Source organism: Parahalioglobus pacificus (assembly GCF_014652275.1).
GTDB classification, from domain to species: Bacteria; Pseudomonadota; Gammaproteobacteria; order Pseudomonadales; family Halieaceae; genus Parahalioglobus; species Parahalioglobus pacificus.
The window spans coordinates 37,406-58,898 of sequence record NZ_BMYM01000004.1; the positions used below are offsets into that span (position 1 = coordinate 37,406).

Below are 21,493 nucleotides of genomic sequence, written 5' to 3' on the forward strand. Positions count from 1 at the left end.
CTCACTCGTTCACGGTTGCAGCGGCCTCCATTTCACGCTGCACGGCCTCCAGCTGGATGCGGTACCCCTGAACGTCGGTGAGATAGGTAGCCGCCTTCATGGCCTGCTCAATGTAATCACTGGCCGAAGCCAGATCGCCCAGCTCATAACGAATCAACCCAGCGCCGTACAGTAATTGCGCATCCCCGGGAAGTAGCTCCAGAGCTTCGTCATAATGACCCCGGGCACTGACCCAGTCGCCACTCTCGGCGGCGGTATCGCCGAGCCAGCTGTGGTAATACGGGTTTGCCTGACGGTAGCGATCGACGCGATCGACCCAATAACTTCGCTCGGACTCCCGCCCCATTTGATCGTACAGAATCACAAGATTATTCATGGCCGACCGGTCTCCACCGCTATGCGACAGGGCCCTGAAATAAGCGCGCTCCGCCGCCTCAAACTGGCCGCTTCGCCGGTAGGTTGCGCCCAGATTCACCCATAACTGGCCCATAGCAGGACTGAGCTGTAGGGCCTTCACTAAATGCAGCCAGGCTGTACTGACTTCATCATTGGACAGGGCGTCCATCGCAAGGTTGTTGTGATAAAGCGCGACGGCGTCTTCATCCCGCAGGGTGCGCGAGCCAGCTATGTCCTGCGACTCCAATGGGTCAATATCAACCATATAGCGGTCGCCCCGGCGCGTCTTAACCAGCACATTGACATGCAGCCGAACCGCCACTCTGTCCCCCATCCGCGTCCACTGGGGTCTGACCTCCAGCCACTGGTAACGGGCATCCAAGCCCGCCTCTCTGGCGAGGGCCACGAACATATGCGCGTAAGACAGGCAGTTGGCTGAGCCCTGTGCAAACACCTGCTGGGCGCTGCCCTCGGCAAAGGCGTCATAGCGCATATCCAGAATGCCGGGGCTCTTAACAGCCTGATGGAGGTTTACCAGGCGACCTCTCTCACTGGCCCGTTCACCACTGTAGGTCGCCACGAAACTACGCATGTCATCATTCAGCGCCAGCAGATCAGGCGCATCCAGCGTCGCCTCTGCATCTTCCAAGGTGAACAGTTGACCATCAATCTGCAGGGGCTCGACATGACCCAGGGAGGCCGCGCCAAAGGGATGACCGGCACAACCGGCGAGCAGCACAAACAGACTCAACGCGACCGCCTGTGCGGCCCGCGGGTTTACCCTAAAGGGCTCTGCATGGCGCGCCTTGGTAGACCACGCCAGCATTGACTGCAGCGTCGCGTGCATTGCTCGTGCCTCAGCATCTCAATATGCCGACGACACCAGTATAGCGGGTTAACCCGCCGGTCATCAGGGTAGCGGCGTCAGCCGAACTGTTGCTGGCAGAACTCTGCGGCGAGGCGCTCCAGGAAAACCACATCATCAGCATCAAAGCGCTCGGGCGTGGGGCTATCCACATCCAGCACCCCCACAATGCGCTCACCATCGCGCAGCGGTACTACAACCTCAGAGCGGGAGCGTATATCACAGGCGATGTGCCCGGGGAATGCGTGCACGTCGGGGACACATTGGGTGACCCCCGTTTCTACCACGGTTCCACAGACACCGCGCCCTATCGGGATGCGCACGCAGGCTGGCCTACCCTGAAAGGGGCCAAGGACTAACTCATCTCCCTTGAGGAAATAAAAGCCCAGCCAATTGATATCCGATAACTGCTCGGCCACCAGTGCAGAGAAGTTCGCAGCATTGGCGACCAGATCGGTCTCGCCTGCCATCAGCCCACGCAATGCGGACAGCGTGTCGTCAAGACTCATCGGGTGCTCACTGGCCTGAAACATTCATCTCTCCTATTGGGTGGATTTGATACACAGCAATGCGGCAACTCCTGTGCTGATACAGGATGCACAGGCGCAAACAAACTAACAATGAGGAGCACAACATGACACAGCACATACTGGAACAGGACACGCTGGAAGACCGACAGACCTCGCAGCGCCTGGGTATCGTTATCGCGGGGTTCGTTGTGGCTACCGCCGTTATGGCCGTCATCATCACGGCGGTAATGGGCTAAGCCTTACTGTCCCAAACCGAATGACGCTGCGGCTCAGGCCGCAGTGTGCAGACCACACTCCCTACCATCAAAGACTTTGGTGGGGTCGAAGTAATGCCGGCACGTTGGCAGCTTGTGCGCTTCCATGTAGGCATCGACCTGATCATCGCTCCAGTAGAATATAGGCGCCACTTTCACGATGCCACGGTTATCTATTGAGACCGTGTCTAGCGTCTTGCGATGCTCTGTTTCTTCCCGGCGGATGCCTGTCAACCAGAAGTCAGGTTTAAACTCTGCCAGTGCCCTGTCGAATGGCTCAAGCTTGACCTGCCGGGTGAACTGGGTGTGCCGCTCTTCGTCATCCACCGTGGGAATACCGCCCATGATGGCATTGCGGCGCTCCGAGGTCATAAGTGGCGAGTAAACGTGGATGTTCAGCCCCAAATCGTTGATCAAGCGCTCTGCTACGACATAGGTGTCTCGCAGGTTGTAGCCCGTGTCCACCCAAATCGTGGGCACATCCGGGTCAACCTGACTCACCAGATGCAACATCACCGCTGCATTACGACCCATGCTGGTTGTTGCAATGGTTTTACCGCCCTGCGCCAGAGCCCAACGCACGACGTCCGGCGCAGCGGCATCGCGCAGCGCCTCGTTCGCTTGTTGCAAATCCAGTTCAGGCACGGTGTCCTCCTCAGTTGAAGTTCGGAACTTTAAAGACTAAAAAGCTGCCTCACAAATAACGATGTTGCATATGGTTATGCACAGCCGAGTTCCATTGGCTGTCATAAAGCGCCAGTTTCCATGGCACTGCGCTGCCATTGTTCCTCTTGTGTCCGCCGTAAATACTCTGCTCTTCACTGACCAAGGAGAAACCCATGGCAAACGACCTCTGTGAAAAGCTGGGTATCGACTACCCGATTTTTGCGTTCACCCATTGTCGCGACGTGGTAGTCGCCGTCAGTAAAGCCGGCGGCATCGGCGTGCTTGGCGCGGTGGGCTTCAGCCCGGAGCAGCTTAAGGAAGAACTGGATTGGATCGACGAGCACATCGGCGACAAATCCTACGGTGTCGACGTAGTGATACCCCAGAAGTATGAGGGCATGGGCGAAATGAGCCCCGAGGAAATGGAGGCGCAACTCTGGAAAATGGTGCCCCAGGAGCACATGGATTTTGCCCAGAAGCTACTGGCCGATGCGGGCGTCCCGGAGTGGCCAGACGGCACTAATACAATGGGACTGATGGGCTGGACCGAGGCAACCGCCACACCCCTTCTGGAGGAAGCGCTCAAGCGACCCCAGTGCCGCATGATTGCCAATGCACTGGGCACTCCGCCGGCGGACAAAATCAAAATGGTGCAGGATTCGGGCCGCTTGATCGGAGCGCTGTGCGGCAAGGTTAAGCAGGCTGTTGCGCATAAAGAGGCAGGGCTGGATTTTGTGATCGCACAGGGCGGAGAAGGCGGCGGTCACACCGGCGACGTTGGCTCCGTCGTTTTGTGGCCGCAGATTGTGGATGCACTGGGCGATACTCCCATGCTGGCCGCGGGCGGCATCGGTAACGGACGCCAAATCGCCGCGGCAATGGCCATGGGTGCAGCCGGTGTCTGGACCGGTTCGCTTTGGCTGACGGTCGAGGAGGCGCATACGCAGCCGGCACAGAAAAAGTCGCTACTGGAAGCTACCAGCGAAGACACGATTCGCTCAAGGTCCTGGACTGGCAAAACCTGCCGCATGCTGAAAAACGAATGGACCGAGGCCTGGGAGCGAGAAGATACGCCCAACCCATTGGGCATGCCGCTCCAAGGCATGGTGACGTCCGATGGCATGCGCCGCACATCCACCTATGCCGATGTCGGCGACTGCCAGAAAGTGGCCTTCAATCCCTGTGGTCAGGTCATCGGCCAGATCAATGAGGTGGAATCCTGCCGCCAGGTGATTTACCGGCTGCTGGATGAGTACGTGGACGCGGCTTCGAAAGCCGGCGGTATGCTACCGGAGGTCTAACACCTGTCGCAGCGCATCCGCCTATGCACGGGTGCGCTGCAACCATTCCTCAAAAAGGCGAAGGCCCATTGAGGCCAAAGAAACGACAGCCGTCTACTTGCGCGCTCGCCGGCGCAAACCCTTCTCCAGTTCCGCGTGCAGATCAAGGTATTGAGTGGTTAGATTATGGCTGGGCGCCAGGTCTACCAGAGGCCGATGCTCCCGGTGCGACTCTTTCATCTTCACCGAAGTGTTTAGGAAGGTCTTGAGTACCGGATAGCCCTCATCCTTCAATTCGGCAACCAACTCGCCCGGGAGTCTGGCCTGGCTATTGAACTGGTTGATAACCACACCTTCAATTGAAAGATCGGGGTTATGGTCTTCCTGCAGTTCGTCAATGTTATCTGTCAGCGCGTACAGGCTCTGGCGGGCGAAGCTATCGCAGTCGAAAGGAATAAGTACGGTGTCCGCGGCGATCAAAGCGGACTTGGAGTAGAAGTTGAAGTTGGGCGGCGTATCGATGTACACCCGATCGTATTCTTCATCGAGCTTCGTCAGCGCATCGCGCAGTTTGTAGATTTTGTAGCGCGACTCCAGTTCCTTCTCCATATCGGACAGCGCCGGGCTGGCCGGCATCAGAAACAGGTTTTCGTAGGGTGTCTCCCAGACAAAAGAGTCCGGGTTCTGGCGCATTTTGCGTGAGCCAACGGTCTGCTTGAACAAGCCGGCAACGCCCTGGGCCTCGGCGGGAAAGGCATCCGCATCGATCTCGCCTACCAGGTAGTGGGTGGTATTGCCCTGCACATCCAGATCAATCACCAGCGTGCGAAGGCCCTGGGATGCACTGATTGCAGCAAGATTACAGGTGATGCTGGTCTTGCCAACACCGCCCTTCTGGTTGAACACCACACGCTTCATTTACGCACTACCTATCAACTGGGCCGGGGGCAGCGAGTGTAAACAAAGCCAGAATCCAATGTAAGCAATTCCCGACCAGGACACGTCAGGCGGCCCAGACCCGCTCATACAGCGCAACGATATCAGCGGCCTCGGGAATTCTGGGGTTGTTCGCCGGCGAACCCGAGGCCAGGGCCTGCTCGGCCATCACAGGCAGTGCTTCAAACCAGGCAGCCTCCTCAATGCCATACGCTTTGGGGCCCGGCACCGACAGATCGCTGCACAGCGCGCGCAGCCCATGTACCAACTTCTCGCAGGCGGTATCGTCGTTGTCAGCGGTGGTGGCCATGCCCATATGGCGGGCACAGGTTGCGTAGCGTTCTGTGGCAGCAGGCACAGTCCATGCCGTAACCTCGGGCAGCAACATGGCATTACTGAGGCCATGCGGCACATGGTAGAACGCACCGATGGGGCGGCTCATACCATGAATCAACGTGACGGATGCGTTGGCAAAGGCCATACCTCCCTGGGTTGCAGCCAGCATCATGGCTTCTCTGGCCTCACAATTGTCCGGCTGCTCGCAGGCTGTCCTCAGGTGGGTAGCTATGGTGGTCATCGCTGTTAGGGCGATGCTGTCGGTAAATGGGTTAGCACGCCGGCTGACGTAGGCTTCAAGGGCATGGCACAAGCTGTCTATCCCGGTATCTGCCGTCAGCCGGTAGGGCATGGAAAGTGTCAGCTCATAATCAACCAGCGCAGCCACAGGCATCATTCCCAGACCCATGCACAACATTTTCTCGCCGGTTTCCGTATCAGTGATCACCGCAGCACGCGTGGCCTCAGAGCCGGTGCCAGCGGTCGTTGGAATCGCCAAAACCGGCAACCCGCTGTCCACCACAGCAGGCACTTTGTAGTCCCGCATCTTGCCGCCGTGAACGCCCAACACCGCAACGGCCTTGGCGGTATCCAGTGAGCTACCGCCACCCAGAGCCACCACCGAGTCATGATTGCCTGCATCCAGAACCGTCAACGCCGCCTGAACACTGTCAGTGGTTGGGTCCGGGACGCAGTCCGAGAAGATGCTATGAGCAAGACCCGCCGCGTCCAAGTCATCGATTAACAGCCCCGCGTAGCCGCACTGCACCATAAAGGGATCAGTCACCACCAATGGACGGCTGAGGCCTAGGGACTTCAAGATTTGTGCGATTTCACGGCTGGCGCCCGCACCCACGCGGAGCACTCTGGGCAAATTGATATTGGCTGTCACAGGTCTCTCCCGATAGAGCGCTGTTGATAGACTGCGCCGCAATTACTGCGCGCTGCGGCGACGAACTTTATCACAGGCATACCGTGTCGCGCGGGACCGTGTCAGACTGCAGGTTGATACTTCCTTTTGACATCCCTGCCATGGCGACCGAACCATTACAAACAGCACCGATACAGGCCATTCATGACTTCTGGTTTGGGCCGCTGTCAGATCAGGGATTCGCAGCTCCCGAAAAGCACAACCTCTGGTTTACTACGAGCGATGACACCGACGCTCACTGTCGGAATAACTTCGGTACGTGGGTGGATCAGGCGCTGGCGGGGGCGCTCGATCACTGGCAAAGCAGTGCCGCAGGCCGGGTAGCGCTGGTGCTGCTACTGGACCAGTTCACCCGGAACATTTATCGCGATACACCGAAAGCCTTCGCTGGCGATCCCGCTGCTCGCTTGCTCAGTAAAGCCGCACTGGATGACGATGAGTGGCAGGGCCTGCCAAGCATCCACAAGGTCTTCCTCCTGATGCCCCTGGAGCACAGCGAGTCAATCGCTGACCAAGCCCTGTGCGTAGAGCAGTTCACCGCCATCACCCAAACCAACGAGCACCCCCAAATCGCGAATTTTCTGCGCTATGCCCAGGCGCACAAGGATGTCATTCAGCGGTTTGGACGCTTTCCCCATCGCAACGCCATTCTGGGCAGGCCCTGCACCGCCGAAGAATTGTCGTATCTGGAGACAAACAGCGGCTTTTAAACCCGCAGCAGCGACGCCTACGATTCCTTGACTACCATCTCGCGCAAATAGCGATCCGGGGTCATCTGGGTTTCCCAAACATCAAATCGACCGGTTTCGAGGTCATCGTAGGCTTGCCTAATCGCGTCGTTAACCTCTGGGTAGGCGACGTCCTCCCACGGGCACTCATGGCGATCGTAAAAGGCAGCCGCCAATGACTCTGGCCCGGGATTCACCGCGCCACTGTCCACGGTGGCCCTGAAACCCAGAAATACCTGATCAATGAAGGTGATCGTGCCCGTCATGTATAGGCTCATGGCATCAGGGTCTACCAAAACACCCGCCTCTTCGCGCAGCTCCCGAGCTGCGCCTGCGGCCAGTGCTTCACCCGATTCCAGAAACCCGCCCGGGATCGCCCAGCGCCCGCGTTTGGGCTCGATGGCTCGTTGAACCCAGAGCAGTTTCTGGCCCCAGGCAACAAAGCTGGTTACTACCACCATAGGATGCTGGTAGCGCGGCTGTTCACAGGTGGGGCAGTACCAGTGATTACGCGGCTCACCCGCAACAGTATGCGTGGTAACGGCGGATCCGCACTGGGAGCAAAAACGCATAATGTATTAGGAGCGCTCGCGTAGGGCGTTGAATTCCCAACATAGCATTTTGCGGGTGCCGGGGCATAGGCGCTATGCTTTGCGCCTCGCACACGCAAGATCAAGCCTGCTAGGAATCGCGCATGGATATACAGCTGTTATTGACCGGAAACGAGATCATGAGCGGCGACACCGTCGATTCGAATTCGGCGATGATGGCTCAGCGTCTGGCGAGCCTTGGCCTGACTGTGCAGCGCAAAATCACTGTGGGCGACGATAGCGCATTACTGGAGCGAGAGCTGGCGAACATGACGCGCGAGGCGGATCTGGTAATCGTCAATGGTGGCCTTGGGCCCACCATTGACGATCTCACGGCGGAGATCCTCGCGACGGTGGCGGACCTTCCCATTGCTGAGCATCCTGAGGCGCTGGCACACCTGGAGCAATGGTGTGCCAAACGAAATCTCACGCTCAACGCCGCCAACCGCAAGCAAGCCCTGTTGCCTGCCGGTTGCACACTGATTCCTAATGAAACCGGCAGCGCAGTGGGCTTCAGCCTGGAGGTCAATGACTGCCTGGTGCTTTGTACACCCGGCGTACCCAGTGAACTCTCACACATGCTCGAGCACGTTTTGGATCTACTGCGCCAGCGTCTCGGCAACCCGCAGCAGCACAACATCTTGCGCCTGCAGACCTTTGGCCTGGGGGAGTCCAGTGCCCAGCAGATAATCTCTGACGGCGTTCCAGACTGGCCACCGGCTGTCGACCTTGGGTTCCGCGCTGGAGCACCCCAGATGGAGATTAAACTCACGGTCACCAACGATGATGATCTGGCGCTGCAGCAGGCCTGCAGGCACCAGCTGGAGGATTTGTTTGGCGATCACATCATTGGCGAGGGCGACACCCTGCTGGCGGAGCGGGTGCTTGAGCTACTGGTTGAACGGGGCAAAACGTTGGCCACCGCCGAGTCCTGCACAGGCGGGCTGATTGCTTCCATGTTGACGCGTATCGCCGGCTCATCTCGTGGTTTTCACGCGGGCTTCGTCACCTATGACAATGACATCAAGCACCGCGTGCTAGGCGTGCCCGAGGCATTATTGGAAGAGCACGGCGCCGTTAGCGAACCGGTGGTGGTGGCGATGGCAGAAGGCGCGATGCAGCGTGCTGGCGCCGACTACAGCATCGCGGTCTCAGGTATTGCAGGACCCGGTGGCGGCAGCAACGAAAAACCCGTGGGCACCGTTTGGCTGGCTTGGGGCAGCCCGGAAAACATTGAGACCTGCTGCCTTAACTGGCCGGTAGAGCGCACTCTGTTCCAAACCATGGTTGCCGCTGCCGGACTGGATATGATTCGGCGCACACTGCTGGGGCTCGATTCGCAGCCTCGCTACTTCGACCAGCGCCGGGTCAGGGCTGGAGCTGCTCAATAGCCCAGCCACCCTCGCCGTTGGCGGTGTACAGGAACCGATCGTGAAGGCGATGCTCACCACCCTGCCAGAACTCGATACGCTCAGGGCGCACCCGGTAGCCACCCCAAAAATCCGGCATGGGAATATCACCGTCGGAGAATTTACGTTTGATCGCCTGAAACTGTTCTTCCAGCAATGCACGCGTTGATACCGGCCGGCTTTGGCGCGATGCCCAGGCCGCTATCTGGCTGTCCCGTGGTCGGCTGAGGAAGTAAGCGGTTGATTCCGCTAGCGTCATTTTACGGGCGGTGCCGGCAACGATCACCTGGCGATCGAGGGCATTCCAGGGAAACAGCAGGGATACGCGAGGATTACTGGCAATAGCCTGGGCTTTGGCGCTGCCTAGATTGGTGTAAAACACGAAGCCCTCTGCAGATAGCCCCTTGAGCAGCACAATACGCTGCCAGGGCATGCCGCTGGCATCCACGGTACCAAGGGCCATGGCCGTAGGGTCATCCAGCCCGGCATCCACCGCCTGCTGCAACCACTGTTCGAACTGCTGAAAGGGGCATTCGTTAAGCATGTCCCGGCGCAGACCGCCGGCTACATACTCTCGCCTGTATTGCTCGTATCGCACCTGAAATCCCTGCTAGTCTTCCCGTTAATGGTAGTGATCACCGCCAGTACACGCAAAAGGAACCGGCCATGCATACCGCACCTCACATTCGCGAGGCTACGCCTGAGGACTTGGACTTACTGGTTGATACGCTCAGTGACGCCTTTCACGATGACCCGGTAATGAACTGGGTGATCCCCGAGCGGTCGCTGTATGCGGACTTTTTCCGGATCATCATTCGCGATCTTTACTTCCCAAAGGGCATCATCCACCTGGATGACAAAGGCCGCGGTGCAGCGCTCTGGCTGCCTCCCGGTATCGCCTTCGAGATCCCGCCGCGCCTGGGTATGCTCTCGCTGGTCGTACGTTTAGTATTGAAACGTGGGTTTGGCACCCTGATACGGATGCGGGACCAGGGCGCGCTGTTTGATACACATCACCCAACGTCACCGCACTACTACCTGCAATTTATCGGCTGTCGCCGAGATGCCCAGGGCATGGGTGTGGGTTCGTCGCTGCTCAAGCAGGGCACTCGGCTTGTCGACGCTGAGGGCATGCCGGCCTACCTGGAGAGTTCGAACGAACTGAATGTGCCGCTGTATCAGCGGCACAGGTTCGAGGTGACTACGCAAGATAGAGTGAGCGGCGATGGGCCTCAGGTGTGGTTTATGTGGCGCGAGGCCTCACAACCCGACTCCTAGCACTCAATAAGGCGGGAAGTCCGCGAAGATTGCGCTGGCTGCCTCACGCCGATTTTGGGCCGACTTCTCGGGGTCCGGCTGCGACTTCAAGCGAGATTCGATCACTGCTCGCCAGACCGAGCGATTCCGCACAGGGTCGATCATATCCACAATGAGGGTACCCTGCGTGTATTGGCGCACGGAGACATCTGAAACATTGGGCCCGCAGCGCCAGCAATTGTAGTAGCTGGCCGAGTTGTAACTGCGTACGTCGGTTTTCTCCTGCGTGACCAGGTGCCAGATCATGTACAGATCTGCGTCCTTGTTGTCTCCGACCACCCGAATGCCCTTGCGCTCCAGCTCATCGGAGAGCGCCTCATCAATGCGATCGACCTGCATGTCTGATATCCGCACAGAATTTACTGTGGTTCGATCAAAGGGCTGAATCGCCACTTTGTCGACATTACGGAAATCAAACGACTGGTCGAAATCAGTCGTGGCGGTGAGCGGGCTTGCACATCCGCTGAGCACGGCAACGCTGGCCGCAATGATCACCGCAAGAACGGAACGTACACTCATAATCAAACTCCAAAAATCTGCGTGCCATTATAGTCAATCGTGGGTTGACGGATACACCGGCGCGCGCTGCATGAACACCGGAATCTCGGGGAAGGGGTGCATTTCGGTCCACGCCTCCCCAAGCCGCTGCTCCAAGGACTCGCCCATTTCGCGCGCATGTATAACGCTCATTTGCGATTGCAGGCCAGTCACAGTGTCCTGGCCCAAGAGCAGCAAGGCCTCCATCAATCCCTCAGCACGCAATTGCATGGCTGGCGACACATCGTCACCTGCCGCCGCGCGGCGAAACATTTCAAGTAGCCTGCGCTCCCACTCTTTTTTCACCGGGGACATAGCCTCACACTCCATTGGCAGTTGATCGGGCGCCGATAGCCGCACAGCGGTGCTTGCGTTACATTGCCCACACGCTTTTTAAAGGAACCCACGCCGATGTCAATTCGTCACCTGCGATCGCTGTTGATTCCCGCTCTGCTAATGGGGCTCACCACAATAGTCAGCGCCCAGCCGGCATCGGATGCCCAGCCGCCCATCATCAACTATGACAACAGATTTCTGCCAATTGCTGCAAAAGACGGCATGGTCGTGGGTCCCGAGCGTCTGGCATCAGAGGTCGGCCGGGATATCCTGGCGCAGGGCGGAAATGCGGTGGATGCGGCGGTTGCCACCGGTTTTGCGCTCGCCGTGACCTATCCCCGTGCGGGCAATCTGGCAGGCGGTGGTTTCATGCTGATTCATCTGGCGGACGAAAATCGCCAGACCCTGATCGACTACCGTGAAACTGCGCCTGCAACAGCTTCACGAGATCTTTTTCTGAATGAGGATGGCGAAGTAGACCGCATGCGGGAGTACTTCAGCCACCAGTCTGCCGGCACGCCAGGCTCCGTCGCCGGCTTGATTTACGCGCAAGAGAAGTACGGCACGCTGCCGCTAAAAAAGGTCCTGCAGCCCGCCATCGCCCTGGCAAAAAACGGCTTCCCTGTGTCCTTCGCGCTTAACTTTGAGTTCAATGCACGCGCAGAGCGCCTGAAACAGAACGAAGAAGCGAAGCGCTTGTTTTTTACACCCGCCGGCGAAACCTATGCCATCGGCGACAACTTTGTGCAGAGTGATCTGGCCTGGACTCTCGGACAAATCGCGGAGCGAGGCCACGACGGTTTTTACAAGGGTGAAGTTGCTGAAAAGATCGTGGCTGAAATGGAGGCCGGCGACGGGCTTATTAGCCTTGAGGACCTTGCCAACTATAAAGTTGTGGAGCGCACCCCCGTCACAGGCACTTTTCGCGATTACACCGTGGTCTCGACCCCACCGCCCTCTTCCGGTGGTTTACACATCATTCAGATTTTGAACTTGCTCGAGCCCTATGCGCTCAAAGACATGGGCCATAACAGTGCCGCCTACCTGCATGTGCTCACTGAAAGCATGAAACGCGCCTACGCGGATCGCAGCCGTTTCCTGGGCGACCCGGATTACGTGGACGTACCGGTAGCCGCACTGACTGACAAAGGCTATGCCGATCGCCTGCGCGAAGGTATCAACGAAGAGCGCGCCACACCGGCGAAAGACATTGTGCCCGGGGCTTCACTGCACGAAGAAAGCTCAGACACAACGCACTACACGGTAGCGGATGCGGCCGGCAATGTCGTATCCAACACCTACACGCTGAATTTCAGCTTCGGTTCCCACATTGCCGTGCCCGGGACCGGCATGCTGCTCAACAACGAAATGGCAGACTTTGCCGCCAGCCCCGGCAACGCCAATGCCTACGGCTTGGTGGGAGGTGAAGCCAACAGCATTATGGGCGGCAAGCGCCCCCTGTCATCCATGAGCCCAACCATGGTGTTCAAGGATGGCAAGGTGTGGCTGGCCACCGGCAGCCCCGGCGGCAGCCTCATCATCACCACCGTTCTGCAAACCATATTGAACGCCATGGTATTTGACGTAAATGTCGCCACCGCAGCAGCCTGGCCTCGAGTGCATCACCAGTGGCTCCCTGACAAACTGCGCATCGAGCAGGGTGTCAGCAAAGACACTGTGCGTCTGCTGGAAAGCATGGGGCACACGGTAGAGGTGGGTAGCCGGACACTGGGCCGCACCCAGTCGATAATGCTGGAAGACGGCTGGCTGTTTGGTGCGACCGATACCCGTCGCCACGGTGGTTATGTCGCGGGAGACCGCTGAGTCTTCGAAACTCACGCCAGCACGGGGGCGCGTTGTCGAAGGCACAGCGCCAAATCTCGTGCTGTCGCTTCGTGAATCCCTACGAACGTGAAAATCAGGCGCTTCGCGGTATTCTGACTTTGGCGGTCTGACGGCTGATAGCCACCAAGCGGCCCTCGCTATCCCAGTATTCTCCGTCCTCCTCGACCACTCCGTTAGTCGCATGACGGGAGTACAGCCTGGCCTGCACGGGGCCGGGTGCGGGCTTGGCCCGCACCTGCACTGTCAGTTCTACCGTCGGTACCCAGCCGACAAGTCCTACCACACTGAACGCGGGCGGGGGGAAAGCATCGGCGAACATCAACAGGCTGATAGGGTCGGGATTAGCGCCATCCTTATGGCGAATCCAGCCACGGAATTCACCGCTGCCGGAAGGTTCGCCGCCCTGAAAGACCTCGACGCCATCCAACAGTCGCAAATCCACATTCTGCCGGAACTCAAGGCCGCTATCCGCGCCAATCTCACAGTCTTCAAAACGCGGGAATTCGGGGCGCTCCTTCCCTACCCAACTGGGTCCAGACAGTGTGTCGAGGTCTGTGTAAACGGCCGTCGCCAGTACCTTGAGCTCACCATCCTGAGTTAGGCGGGCTGTGGCGTGGCTGGTGTTTCGGCTGCTGCGCAAGGGTTCAATACTAATCTCGGCATCCCCCAAAACTGTGGGGGCGAGGTAAAACGCATTGATCACCATAGGATCGCCGTGGACCAGGGCCTCAGACAGAGCGCGACCAATGATGGACAGCACATAGCCGCCATTGGGCACAGCGCCGATGCGCCACCCCTTGTGCAACTTCGCCTGCCATTGATTGTCCGACGTCTGTATGACCGCCGTGTCCTGCTCAAACTTACTCATGGTGTTACTGACCTCTGGTTTCGCGCGACGCAGTGTAAAGCCAATACTCCGCTAGATGCGTATTTTGGTAATGAAATTGCATCTGTTTATACTCACTCGGGTGGCTGTCAGACGCCTCTAAAACGAACTAACACGCGCTGAAAACATGTCGACATCATCGCAGTCACGCAAACGACTACATCTGCCCGGCCTAATTCCTGGCCTCATCGTGTTGGCTCTCAGCCACGAGACCTGGGCACAGGATAGCGCTGCGACCGTTACAGCGGAGGACATTCCGCTAGAGAGCGAACAAGCACCGATAGTGAGTGGGCAGGAATCCAACGACACTATCGGACAGACAAGCACCGCACCGGACCTTGACGACCCCCAAACTGCTGACACCCAGCCAGGGCCAGACGAGCCGGCACCGGCGCTTTCTGAGGCCGAGCAAGCGCAGGTGATCGCCGATAGCGTGGCAGTCAGTCAATATCGCGACGTGATAGACACGCTCGAAGTCGAGGGCGGTGCCTATGCGCAACAGTTACCCGAGCAGTTACTGGGATTAGGGCTCTCCCTTCAACAGCAGGGCAGGCACCCGGAGGCCATAGACGCCTTTAAGCGAGGTGTACACCTGTCGCGCATCAATGATGGGCTCTATGGCGCCGGACAGTTGCCATTGCTGGAAGCGCAAATCACCAGCCACGTCGCCCAGGGGGAATTTGAAGAGGCCGACGAGCGCCAAACCTACCTTTACCGCGTGCAACGCCGCACCATGGGGGTGGGCGATGCGCGTGTGAATGCTCTCATGCAACAGGCGCAATGGCAGCGCCAGGCCTATGAACTGGGGCTGAGTGAATACGGTTTCACCCGACTGCTGGCCATGTGGGATCTGTATCGCCAGGCACTCACAGATATCGCTGACCGGGAGGGTGAAAACTCGCCCAAGCTGCTCGAACCACTGTACGGCATGCTCCGTTCCCAATACCTGATTGCCGGGTTCTCCGGCGAGATGGCGTCAGGGGGCTTCACCAGTGAAGCCTTCGGCGCACGTCAGGAAGAGAACCGCTTCAACGCCTACAAGACCAGCGCCTACAAGCGTGGGCAGTCAGTGATCAATGCGATCTACAACCTTAACCAGCAGAACAGCGACGGCAATAAACTGCAGTCTGCGCGCGATCTGCGCATGCTGGGTGATTGGCAGTTCTGGCACGGGCGCAAAGACGGCGCATTGACGACGTATCGCACAGCGATCATGGAACTTGCTGAGCGCGACGATGCCCAAGAACAGACACAGCGCCTGTTTGGCAACGCTGAACCCCTGCCAAATTTGGCGGGTGTAAGGGCACTACCCGACACGGGCAGCCCAGAACAGGCCGATTTGCTGCTAGAATTTGGTGTGACAGCAGGCGGGCGAGTTGTGGATCTGGACAGGGTCGACGAGGGCCCGGAGTCATCCAAGATTAACCGCTTGATGCGCCAGCTACGCAACACCCGGTTCCGCCCACGATTTGAGGAGGGTGAGCCGGTAGACAGTGAGATCACCGGGTGGGCCTATGACACGTCAACATGGTAAGGCGATTTTTGATTCACGCAGCGCATTGAAGCTTGCGCTTGCCGTGAGCGCCTGCGCAGCGCTGACCGGGTGCCCTAGCGCCAGCAACCCGACAACTCCGCAGCCGCCCACACCCCCCAGTCCCAGCAGCTCGTCCAGCAGCTCTTCGTCAAGCTCCAGCAGCCAGAGCCAGAGCCAGAGCCAGAGCCAGAGCCAAAGTAAAAGCCAGTCGTCTCAGCAGTCAAGCCAGAGCCAAAGCTCCTCGCAGCAATCGAGTCAGGGGGGGCAGCAGTCAAGCCAGGGCCAACAACAGGCCAGCAGCGGCCAACCTCAGGGCAGCCAGTCACCCTCGGGCGCTTCATCGGCATCCGATAGTCAAAGCGGCAATCCGCCCGGTAGCGATCAACCCTCGGGTAATGAGGGGATGGGTGAGTTTCCACAAGGGGAGTTCCCCAACTCTGGAGATGGGCAGGAACAACAAACAGCCGAGGGCGGGGCCGCTGGAGATCCCAGCTTTGAATCCGGCCAGAGCGGTAGCGAAGATGCCGGCTCGGGTGGCGAGCCGGGATTTGAAGAGGTTGCCGGTGCAGCCGGTGAAGAACCAGGCTTTGGCGACGGCGCCGGCGGGTCTGATGCACTGCCTGATATGCGCGATGAACCCAGCTTTGAAGAGATTCTGGGCGCGATGGAAGACGCCATGGGCGAGGCCAGTGGCCAACAGGGACAAGGCAATCCCGGCGGCCAGCAAGGCCAGCAAGGCCAGCAAGGCCAGCAAGGCCAGCAAGGCCAGCAAGGCCAGTATGCGGGCGGCTTTCCAGGCGGCAACAGCCAGTCTGGCGGCAACGGCCCCCTGACACCGGCCGAGCAGGTAGCCATTCTCGACTCCCGTCTGGAGAGCAGTACGGGCGAGTTCGACGCCATGATTCTTGAAGAGCAGGCAGCCCAGCGCCAGGCTGCGCGAGAGCGTCCGGTGCCCACACAGCAAGAGCAAGCGGAGCAAGGCGGCGGTGGAAGCGGCTTTGGTGGTGATAGCCCCTACGCCAGCAACACCCCCGGCGATGGCGGCTACAGCGGTGGCGGCGGCATTGGTGGTGCTGCGCGCGGTGGCTCTGCACCCCAGAATCCGGCGAAATACCCCCCGCCCTCAGACATACCCTCGGGCGATGATGACGACGTTGTAGCGAGGCAGCTTCGAGAAGCAGCAACCCGCGAACCAGACCCAGCAGTGCGAGAAAAGTTGTGGGATGAGTATCGTAAGTACAAGGGCATTAAATGATGAGGCGAACGCTGCACTGCATTGTTGGCCTGGCCCTGGCTCTGACCCTCACCGGCTGCGTTAACCACACGGTAAAAAGCACCTCGGTTCCCGCCATCGAAACTGCCAGCACGGCGGTGCCGGAAGGTCAGTTACTGGACGTCGGTATCGCCGTGTTCGACCCGGGTTTGGACGATTACGATGAAGGGCAGCAGATCTACCCGGAGGTACGCAAGGCCGAAGCCCGGTACATGCCCAACCTGCTTGCAGAGGCCATGCAAAACAGCGGTGCCTGGGGTGCCGTGAGGGTGATGCCCGGCGAAGCGTCCATCACTGACCTGGTGGTCGAGGGCACGATCCTGGCCTCCAATGGTGAAGAGCTGCAATTAATGATCACCGCGACCGACTCCACCGGTCGTGTATGGCTAAATCGAAAGTACACCGGTAATGCCAGTCGCTACGCGTACAACAGCACAACCCGTACCGTTTACGACCCCTTCCAGGCGGTCTACAACACCATCGCTAATGACCTGTTAAAACAGCAGGAAGCGTTGGCAGGGCAGGACCGCGAGAAAATACGAACAGTGACCGAGCTGCTGTTTGCTCAGGACTTTTCCGAGGAAGCCTTTGCCGGCTATCTGAACAAATCACGTCGAGGTGAATACCAGATTCAGCGCCTGCCGGCAGAGGAAGACCCCATGTTGGAGCGGGTCAGGAGCATCCGAGAGCGCGATCTGGTTTTTATCGATACGCTGCAGGACTATTACGGCAGCTTTAACGGGCAGATGTACGGTCCCTATCAAGAGTGGCGCAAACTGAGCTACGAAGAAACCATCGCCCTGCAGGAGCTGCGTGCGGAAAGCACGCGTCGGCTGATCGCTGGCGGCATTGCTGTGCTGGCCGGCGTAGCAGCCGCCGGCGGCGGTGACTCAGCGACGCGCACCGCGGGCAATGTAGCGGTGATTGGCGGCGGCTATCTGCTCAAAAGTGGCCTTGAAAAGCGCGCTGAAGCAGAGATTCATGTTCAGGCCCTGGAAGAACTGGGACTTTCGCTGGAGGCTGAAATCACGCCCTCTGTGATCGAGCTGGAAGATCGTACTGTCATGCTCAGCGGCAATGTTGAAGACCAATATGACCAGTGGCGTGAGCTGCTCGCTGAGATTTATCGCGCCGAGATCGGCGAGCTGGCACTGCCGGAGGCCAATCAGGCCGACAATTCTTCCGCGCAGTAGGCAGTACGGCAGAAACCCAAGGACACGCATGTCTCCCGACAACAACCCTGTCAAACCGACGCCGTTTGAGGCCATTCCTGCAGCCGCGCCCACAGGTAGCGCTCAGGAAGGCAGTACCACCGCAGCTGATAAGTCACCGCCGGCCTGGGTTGTCCCCGCATTGGGCGCGCTTGTGGTGCTTGCCTTGGTTGTCGTGTTCCTGCTCCCGTCGTTGGTTGAGCCACGCTCTGCGTCCAGTCCGGCAACTGAAACAGAAAGCGCCAGTACAGAGCAAGACAGCGCGACCCCGCCGTCCAGCAGCAACAAACCCAAAACGCCCGTCGAGGAAGCGTCGCCGTGGTCGGATGCGCAACTGGCCAGACTCCGTAAGGAGGCGCAGGAGGTGCTCGGGGAGCTGCTGGACGTACAGGCGCGCCTCGAGGAGCGCGGCGTCGAGCAGTGGGCGCCGGAGCCTTTTCAATCAGCATTAGCCAGTGCACAGGCAGCCGACGAGCTCTACAAGACGCGAGAATTTGAACAGGCAACGCAAGGCTACCGCGAGGCTTTGGCTGCGCTGCAGGCACTGGGAAACGGCATTCCTGACGCGCTTGCCGCGCAACAGTCCGCGGCACTCGATGCCATTGAAGCGCTGGAACCTGAGGCCGCGGAGCAGGCATTAACCCTCGCTGAGCTGTTAGGGCCTGGCGATACAACCAACGCTGGCCTTCAGGCAAGGGTCAGTGTCTTGCCTCAGTTGATTGAGAGCATACAAACCGCGCAAGCTGCAGAGGCCGACGGTGACCTTGTGCAGGCGCTATCAGAATTAGACACTGCAGTTGGACTGGACGGCCAGCACACCTACGCGGCACAGGAGCAGACACGCGTCAGCCAGGCACTGCTTACGCGTAACTTTAACGACGCCATGAGCGACGGCTACACGGCCCTGGATGAGGGGCGCTTCGACACCGCACGCAAGGCATTCAATCGCGCCGCCGGGCTGGTTCCCGGTTCATCAGAAGCAGCGACCGCACTGGCAGAAGTAGCCAGTGCGCAGACCGCGAGCCGCCTCACCCGTTTAAGAGCCAGCGGAGAACGCGCTGAAAACAGTGAATCCTGGGCAGACGCGGTAAAAGCCTATGAGGAAGCACTGGCCATTGATAGCAACCTACTCTATGCCATCGAGGGCTTGCAGCGGGCCCAACCGCGAGCCCGACTGGACAAGCAGTTCCGCACGGCCTTGGAAGACCCCAACCGACTGTCTGACATCAATGTCGCAAATGCGACACAACAGCTGCTCGATCAGGCCAAGCGCCTGTCACCGCGCGGCCCGATACTGGCGCAGCAGATCAGCGGATTGGAGCAGGCGCTGGCAAAGGCAAACACTGAACTGCCCGTTACCCTTCGGTCCGATGGGGCAACACAGGTCACTGTGTTTAAAGTGGCGCGGCTGGGGACCTTTAATGAGCGACAGCTGTCGCTGCGCCCCGGCACCTATACCGCCGTAGGCACGCGAACCGGCTACCGCGACGTCAGGCGCACCTTCACTCTGAGCCACAACGGCGGCAACGACCCCATATTGATTGCCTGCACTGAGCCAATTTGATGAGGCAACCCTCCAAGGATCAAAGCGGGGCTATCGCGCCCAGCGCCTTCCAGCCCCTGTCAGACGCCAGTGCTGCGCCAAAAAAGCGGCAGAGCCCGCTGCGCTGGGGCGCGGGTCTGATCGCACTGGCCTTTCTGTTAGTGATGGGTTTTCTGTTCACGTCCCACTCGGTGCAAGTGACGGTCATCGCGACCAGCGAACCCGACATCAGTATCGATGGCCTGGCGGTCCCTTTTGGCAGCCGCTATCTGATGCGTCCCGGTGACTACGGATTGACCGTCAATGCGCCCGGCTATTACCCCTTTGCCGAGACGGTTAGCGTCACACGCGAGGATGTACAGGTATTCGAGGTGGTTATGCAGCCGCTACCGGGGCGGCTCACTATTTCGAGCGTGCCGGAGGGCGCACGTGTTCTCATCGACGGCGAGTCCATCGGGCGTACGCCCCTGGATCAGGCAAAGGTCGATGCGGGCGAGCACGAACTCACCCTTGAGGCTGAACGCTACCAGACGCTGACCATGGCGCTGGATGTCGAGGGCCGGGATCGCCAGCAACAGCTTTCGCTGTCGTTGGAACCTGACTGGGCTGAAGTGACGGTCGCGACCGCGCCAGCTGGCGCCACCCTATTGCTCGATGGCGAGCCTTCGGGAACAACCCCAGCGACGCTGGAGATCTTGTCGGGCGAACGGCAGTTGATGCTGCAGTTGGCAACTTACAGCGATGCAGTCATCGATCTATCGGTCGTAGCCGGGCAGCCACAGGATCTGGGTACGCTGACACTGGATCCGGCGGAGGGTCTGTTGCAGGTGAGCAGCAACCCCAGCGGGGCCAACGTGACGCTCGACGGAGAATTCCTTGGGCAAACACCTTTGGAAATCGCCGTGGCCCCGAGCCGCGACCAGCGCCTGGTGCTCTCTCGACCGGGTTACCGCCGTCACAGCGAAGTGATCAACATGGCGGCGGGCACGCAGGATCAGCGAGAGATCCGTTTGCGCGCGCAGCTGGGCGAGGTACGATTTGAGGTCTCCCCCAGCAATGCCGTTCTCAAGATCAACGGGAAAGCGCGTGGCACGGGTAGCCAAACTCTCTCGCTACCGGCCTTCGAACATACAGTGGAAGTCTCGCTGGACGGCTATGCCACCACACGGGGTAAAGTCACTCCAAGGCCGGGGCTGGAGCAGCGCATGGCGTTTACGCTGCAAACCCGCGATGCAGCGCGCCTGGCCGCCATCAAACCCCAGGTCACCAGCGCTCTTGGTCAGACGCTTCTGTTGTTCAACCCCGCGGCCTCATCACGCAGTGAATTCACCATGGGCGCCTCACGCCGCGAGCCAGGCCGGCGAGCAAACGAGGTACTGCGCCCGGTGAAGCTGGAGCGCATGTTCTACTTGCAAACCACAGAAGTAACCAATGCCCAGTTCCGGCAATTCCAAAGCGAGCACAACTCGGGCCAGATTGAAGGCAACAGCCTTAACCGGGAACACCAGCCCGCCGTGCAGGTTAGCTGGCAGCAGGCCACGCAGTTTGCAAACTGGCTAAGTCGACGGGAAGGGATAACCCCGTTCTACCGCGAAACCAACGGCATTGTTACAGGATTCAATCCTTCGTCGACGGGCTACCGGCTGCCAACGGAGGCAGAGTGGGCCTGGGCTGCCAGGGTGAAAGGCGAAGCCCTGCAAAAATTTAACTGGGGTGACGTGTTCCCGCCCACAGATAAAGTAGGCAATTTCGCAGACAATACCTCCCAGTATGTCACTGGGCGCATCCTGAACGGCTATACAGACGGCTATGTCGTCAGCGCACCAGTGGGAAGCTTCCCACCGAATCACAATAAGCTGTATGACATCGGCGGTAATGTCGCTGAGTGGATTCACGACGTGTATACCATTCCCTCAGCCAATAGCACGCTGCAGGTAGATCCTCTCGGCGAGCAGAGTGGCGACAACTACGTGATACGAGGCGCTAGCTGGTCACTGAGCAAACTGGCTGAGCTGCGGCTGTCCTATCGGGATTATGGGCAAGCCGGCCGTGATGACGTAGGATTTCGATTGGCTCGTTATGCGGAGTAA

21 protein-coding genes are annotated in these 21,493 nt (G+C 59.1%); 11 read left to right on the plus strand and 10 right to left on the minus strand.

The annotated features are described in order from the left end of the window. Position 1: 1 nt before the first annotated feature. Together IE089_RS14925 and IE089_RS14930 are read right to left on the minus strand one after the other, a co-directional pair. Positions 2–1,243 carry a transglutaminase-like domain-containing protein gene (locus tag IE089_RS14925; protein ID WP_229802802.1) on the minus strand — a complete coding sequence of 414 codons (1,242 nt, stop codon included), beginning with the start codon at positions 1,241–1,243 and terminating at the stop codon, positions 2–4. 77 nt (positions 1,244–1,320) lie between these two features. Next, the gene (locus IE089_RS14930) at positions 1,321–1,794 is read right to left on the minus strand and encodes a GAF domain-containing protein (RefSeq protein ID WP_189478655.1); all 474 of its coding nucleotides are present in this window, start codon (positions 1,792–1,794) and stop codon (positions 1,321–1,323) included. 101 nt (positions 1,795–1,895) lie between these two features. Between IE089_RS14930 and IE089_RS15800 the strand changes: the two genes are divergently transcribed. Beyond that, positions 1,896–2,027 (plus strand): hypothetical protein, encoded by a 132-nt coding sequence (locus tag IE089_RS15800; protein WP_268248009.1) that lies wholly within the window; start codon positions 1,896–1,898, stop codon positions 2,025–2,027. A 33-nt stretch (positions 2,028–2,060) separates the two neighbouring features. On the opposite strand, the gene IE089_RS14935 is transcribed toward IE089_RS15800, so the two are convergent. Next, positions 2,061–2,690 (minus strand): phosphoadenylyl-sulfate reductase, encoded by a 630-nt coding sequence (locus tag IE089_RS14935; RefSeq protein WP_189478656.1) that lies wholly within the window; start codon positions 2,688–2,690, stop codon positions 2,061–2,063. 194 nt (positions 2,691–2,884) lie between these two features. Here IE089_RS14935 and IE089_RS14940 point away from each other — a divergent pair, with 194 nt between their 5' ends. Next, entirely contained in the window at positions 2,885–4,012 is a 1,128-nt protein-coding gene (locus tag IE089_RS14940; protein WP_189478657.1) for a nitronate monooxygenase, read from the plus strand. 93 nt (positions 4,013–4,105) lie between these two features. On the opposite strand, the gene IE089_RS14945 is transcribed toward IE089_RS14940, so the two are convergent. Next, complete coding sequence (locus tag IE089_RS14945; protein ID WP_189478658.1) at positions 4,106–4,909, minus strand: ParA family protein; 804 nt, start codon at positions 4,907–4,909, stop codon at positions 4,106–4,108. A gap of 85 nt (positions 4,910–4,994) precedes the next feature. Beyond that, positions 4,995–6,155, minus strand: a complete 1,161-nt coding sequence (locus IE089_RS14950; RefSeq protein ID WP_189478659.1) for an iron-containing alcohol dehydrogenase — start codon at positions 6,153–6,155, stop codon at positions 4,995–4,997. A gap of 140 nt (positions 6,156–6,295) precedes the next feature. Here IE089_RS14950 and IE089_RS14955 point away from each other — a divergent pair, with 140 nt between their 5' ends. Then, the gene (locus tag IE089_RS14955; protein ID WP_189478660.1) at positions 6,296–6,904 is read left to right on the plus strand and encodes a DUF924 family protein; all 609 of its coding nucleotides are present in this window, start codon (positions 6,296–6,298) and stop codon (positions 6,902–6,904) included. 17 nt (positions 6,905–6,921) lie between these two features. Here the strand turns inward: IE089_RS14955 and IE089_RS14960 are convergent, their stop codons facing one another. Then, positions 6,922–7,383, minus strand: coding sequence for an NUDIX domain-containing protein (locus tag IE089_RS14960; protein WP_189478661.1), 462 nt, complete (start codon positions 7,381–7,383; stop codon positions 6,922–6,924). 233 nt (positions 7,384–7,616) lie between these two features. On the opposite strand from IE089_RS14960, the gene IE089_RS14965 reads away from it, so the two are divergent. Then, positions 7,617–8,903: a CinA family nicotinamide mononucleotide deamidase-related protein gene (locus tag IE089_RS14965; protein ID WP_189478662.1), complete on the plus strand. Its 1,287-nt coding sequence runs from the start codon at positions 7,617–7,619 to the stop codon at positions 8,901–8,903. Here IE089_RS14965 and pdxH read toward each other — a convergent pair. Further along, positions 8,881–9,519, minus strand: a complete 639-nt coding sequence (pdxH, locus tag IE089_RS14970; protein WP_189478663.1) for a pyridoxamine 5'-phosphate oxidase — start codon at positions 9,517–9,519, stop codon at positions 8,881–8,883. The genes IE089_RS14965 and pdxH overlap by 23 nt on opposite strands. A 68-nt stretch (positions 9,520–9,587) precedes the next feature. Here pdxH and IE089_RS14975 point away from each other — a divergent pair, with 68 nt between their 5' ends. Beyond that, on the plus strand, positions 9,588–10,199 hold the full coding sequence (locus tag IE089_RS14975) for a GNAT family N-acetyltransferase (protein WP_189478664.1): 612 nt from the start codon (positions 9,588–9,590) through the stop codon (positions 10,197–10,199). A gap of 3 nt (positions 10,200–10,202) precedes the next feature. Here IE089_RS14975 and IE089_RS14980 read toward each other — a convergent pair whose 3' ends face one another. Both IE089_RS14980 and IE089_RS14985 read right to left on the minus strand, forming a co-directional pair. Next, the gene (locus IE089_RS14980) at positions 10,203–10,757 is read right to left on the minus strand and encodes a DUF4136 domain-containing protein (protein WP_189478665.1); all 555 of its coding nucleotides are present in this window, start codon (positions 10,755–10,757) and stop codon (positions 10,203–10,205) included. A 33-nt stretch (positions 10,758–10,790) separates the two neighbouring features. After that, positions 10,791–11,090 carry a hypothetical protein gene (locus IE089_RS14985; protein ID WP_189478666.1) on the minus strand — a complete coding sequence of 100 codons (300 nt, stop codon included), beginning with the start codon at positions 11,088–11,090 and terminating at the stop codon, positions 10,791–10,793. A 96-nt stretch (positions 11,091–11,186) separates the two neighbouring features. Here IE089_RS14985 and ggt point away from each other — a divergent pair, with 96 nt between their 5' ends. Next, complete coding sequence (ggt, locus tag IE089_RS14990; RefSeq protein WP_189478667.1) at positions 11,187–12,935, plus strand: gamma-glutamyltransferase; 1,749 nt, start codon at positions 11,187–11,189, stop codon at positions 12,933–12,935. A 94-nt stretch (positions 12,936–13,029) separates the two neighbouring features. On the opposite strand, the gene IE089_RS14995 is transcribed toward ggt, so the two are convergent. Then, positions 13,030–13,824, minus strand: a complete 795-nt coding sequence (locus tag IE089_RS14995; RefSeq protein ID WP_189478668.1) for a thioesterase family protein — start codon at positions 13,822–13,824, stop codon at positions 13,030–13,032. 145 nt (positions 13,825–13,969) lie between these two features. Between IE089_RS14995 and IE089_RS15000 the strand changes: the two genes are divergently transcribed. The 5 genes from IE089_RS15000 to IE089_RS15020 are packed head-to-tail and all read left to right on the plus strand — an operon-like array spanning position 13,970 to position 21,493. After that, positions 13,970–15,376 (plus strand): hypothetical protein, encoded by a 1,407-nt coding sequence (locus tag IE089_RS15000; RefSeq protein WP_189478669.1) that lies wholly within the window; start codon positions 13,970–13,972, stop codon positions 15,374–15,376. Then, positions 15,357–16,631, plus strand: a complete 1,275-nt coding sequence (locus IE089_RS15005) for a hypothetical protein (RefSeq protein ID WP_189478670.1) — start codon at positions 15,357–15,359, stop codon at positions 16,629–16,631. Before IE089_RS15000 ends, IE089_RS15005 begins: the two co-directional genes overlap by 20 nt. Next, positions 16,628–17,842, plus strand: coding sequence for a hypothetical protein (locus IE089_RS15010; protein WP_308428851.1), 1,215 nt, complete (start codon positions 16,628–16,630; stop codon positions 17,840–17,842). Before IE089_RS15005 ends, IE089_RS15010 begins: the two co-directional genes overlap by 4 nt. Positions 17,843–17,870: 28 nt before the next feature. Continuing rightward, positions 17,871–19,424 (plus strand): tetratricopeptide repeat protein, encoded by a 1,554-nt coding sequence (locus tag IE089_RS15015; RefSeq protein ID WP_189478671.1) that lies wholly within the window; start codon positions 17,871–17,873, stop codon positions 19,422–19,424. Continuing rightward, a complete protein-coding gene (locus tag IE089_RS15020; protein ID WP_189478672.1) occupies positions 19,424–21,493 on the plus strand; it encodes a PEGA domain-containing protein in 2,070 nt (689 codons plus the stop codon). Before IE089_RS15015 ends, IE089_RS15020 begins: the two co-directional genes overlap by 1 nt.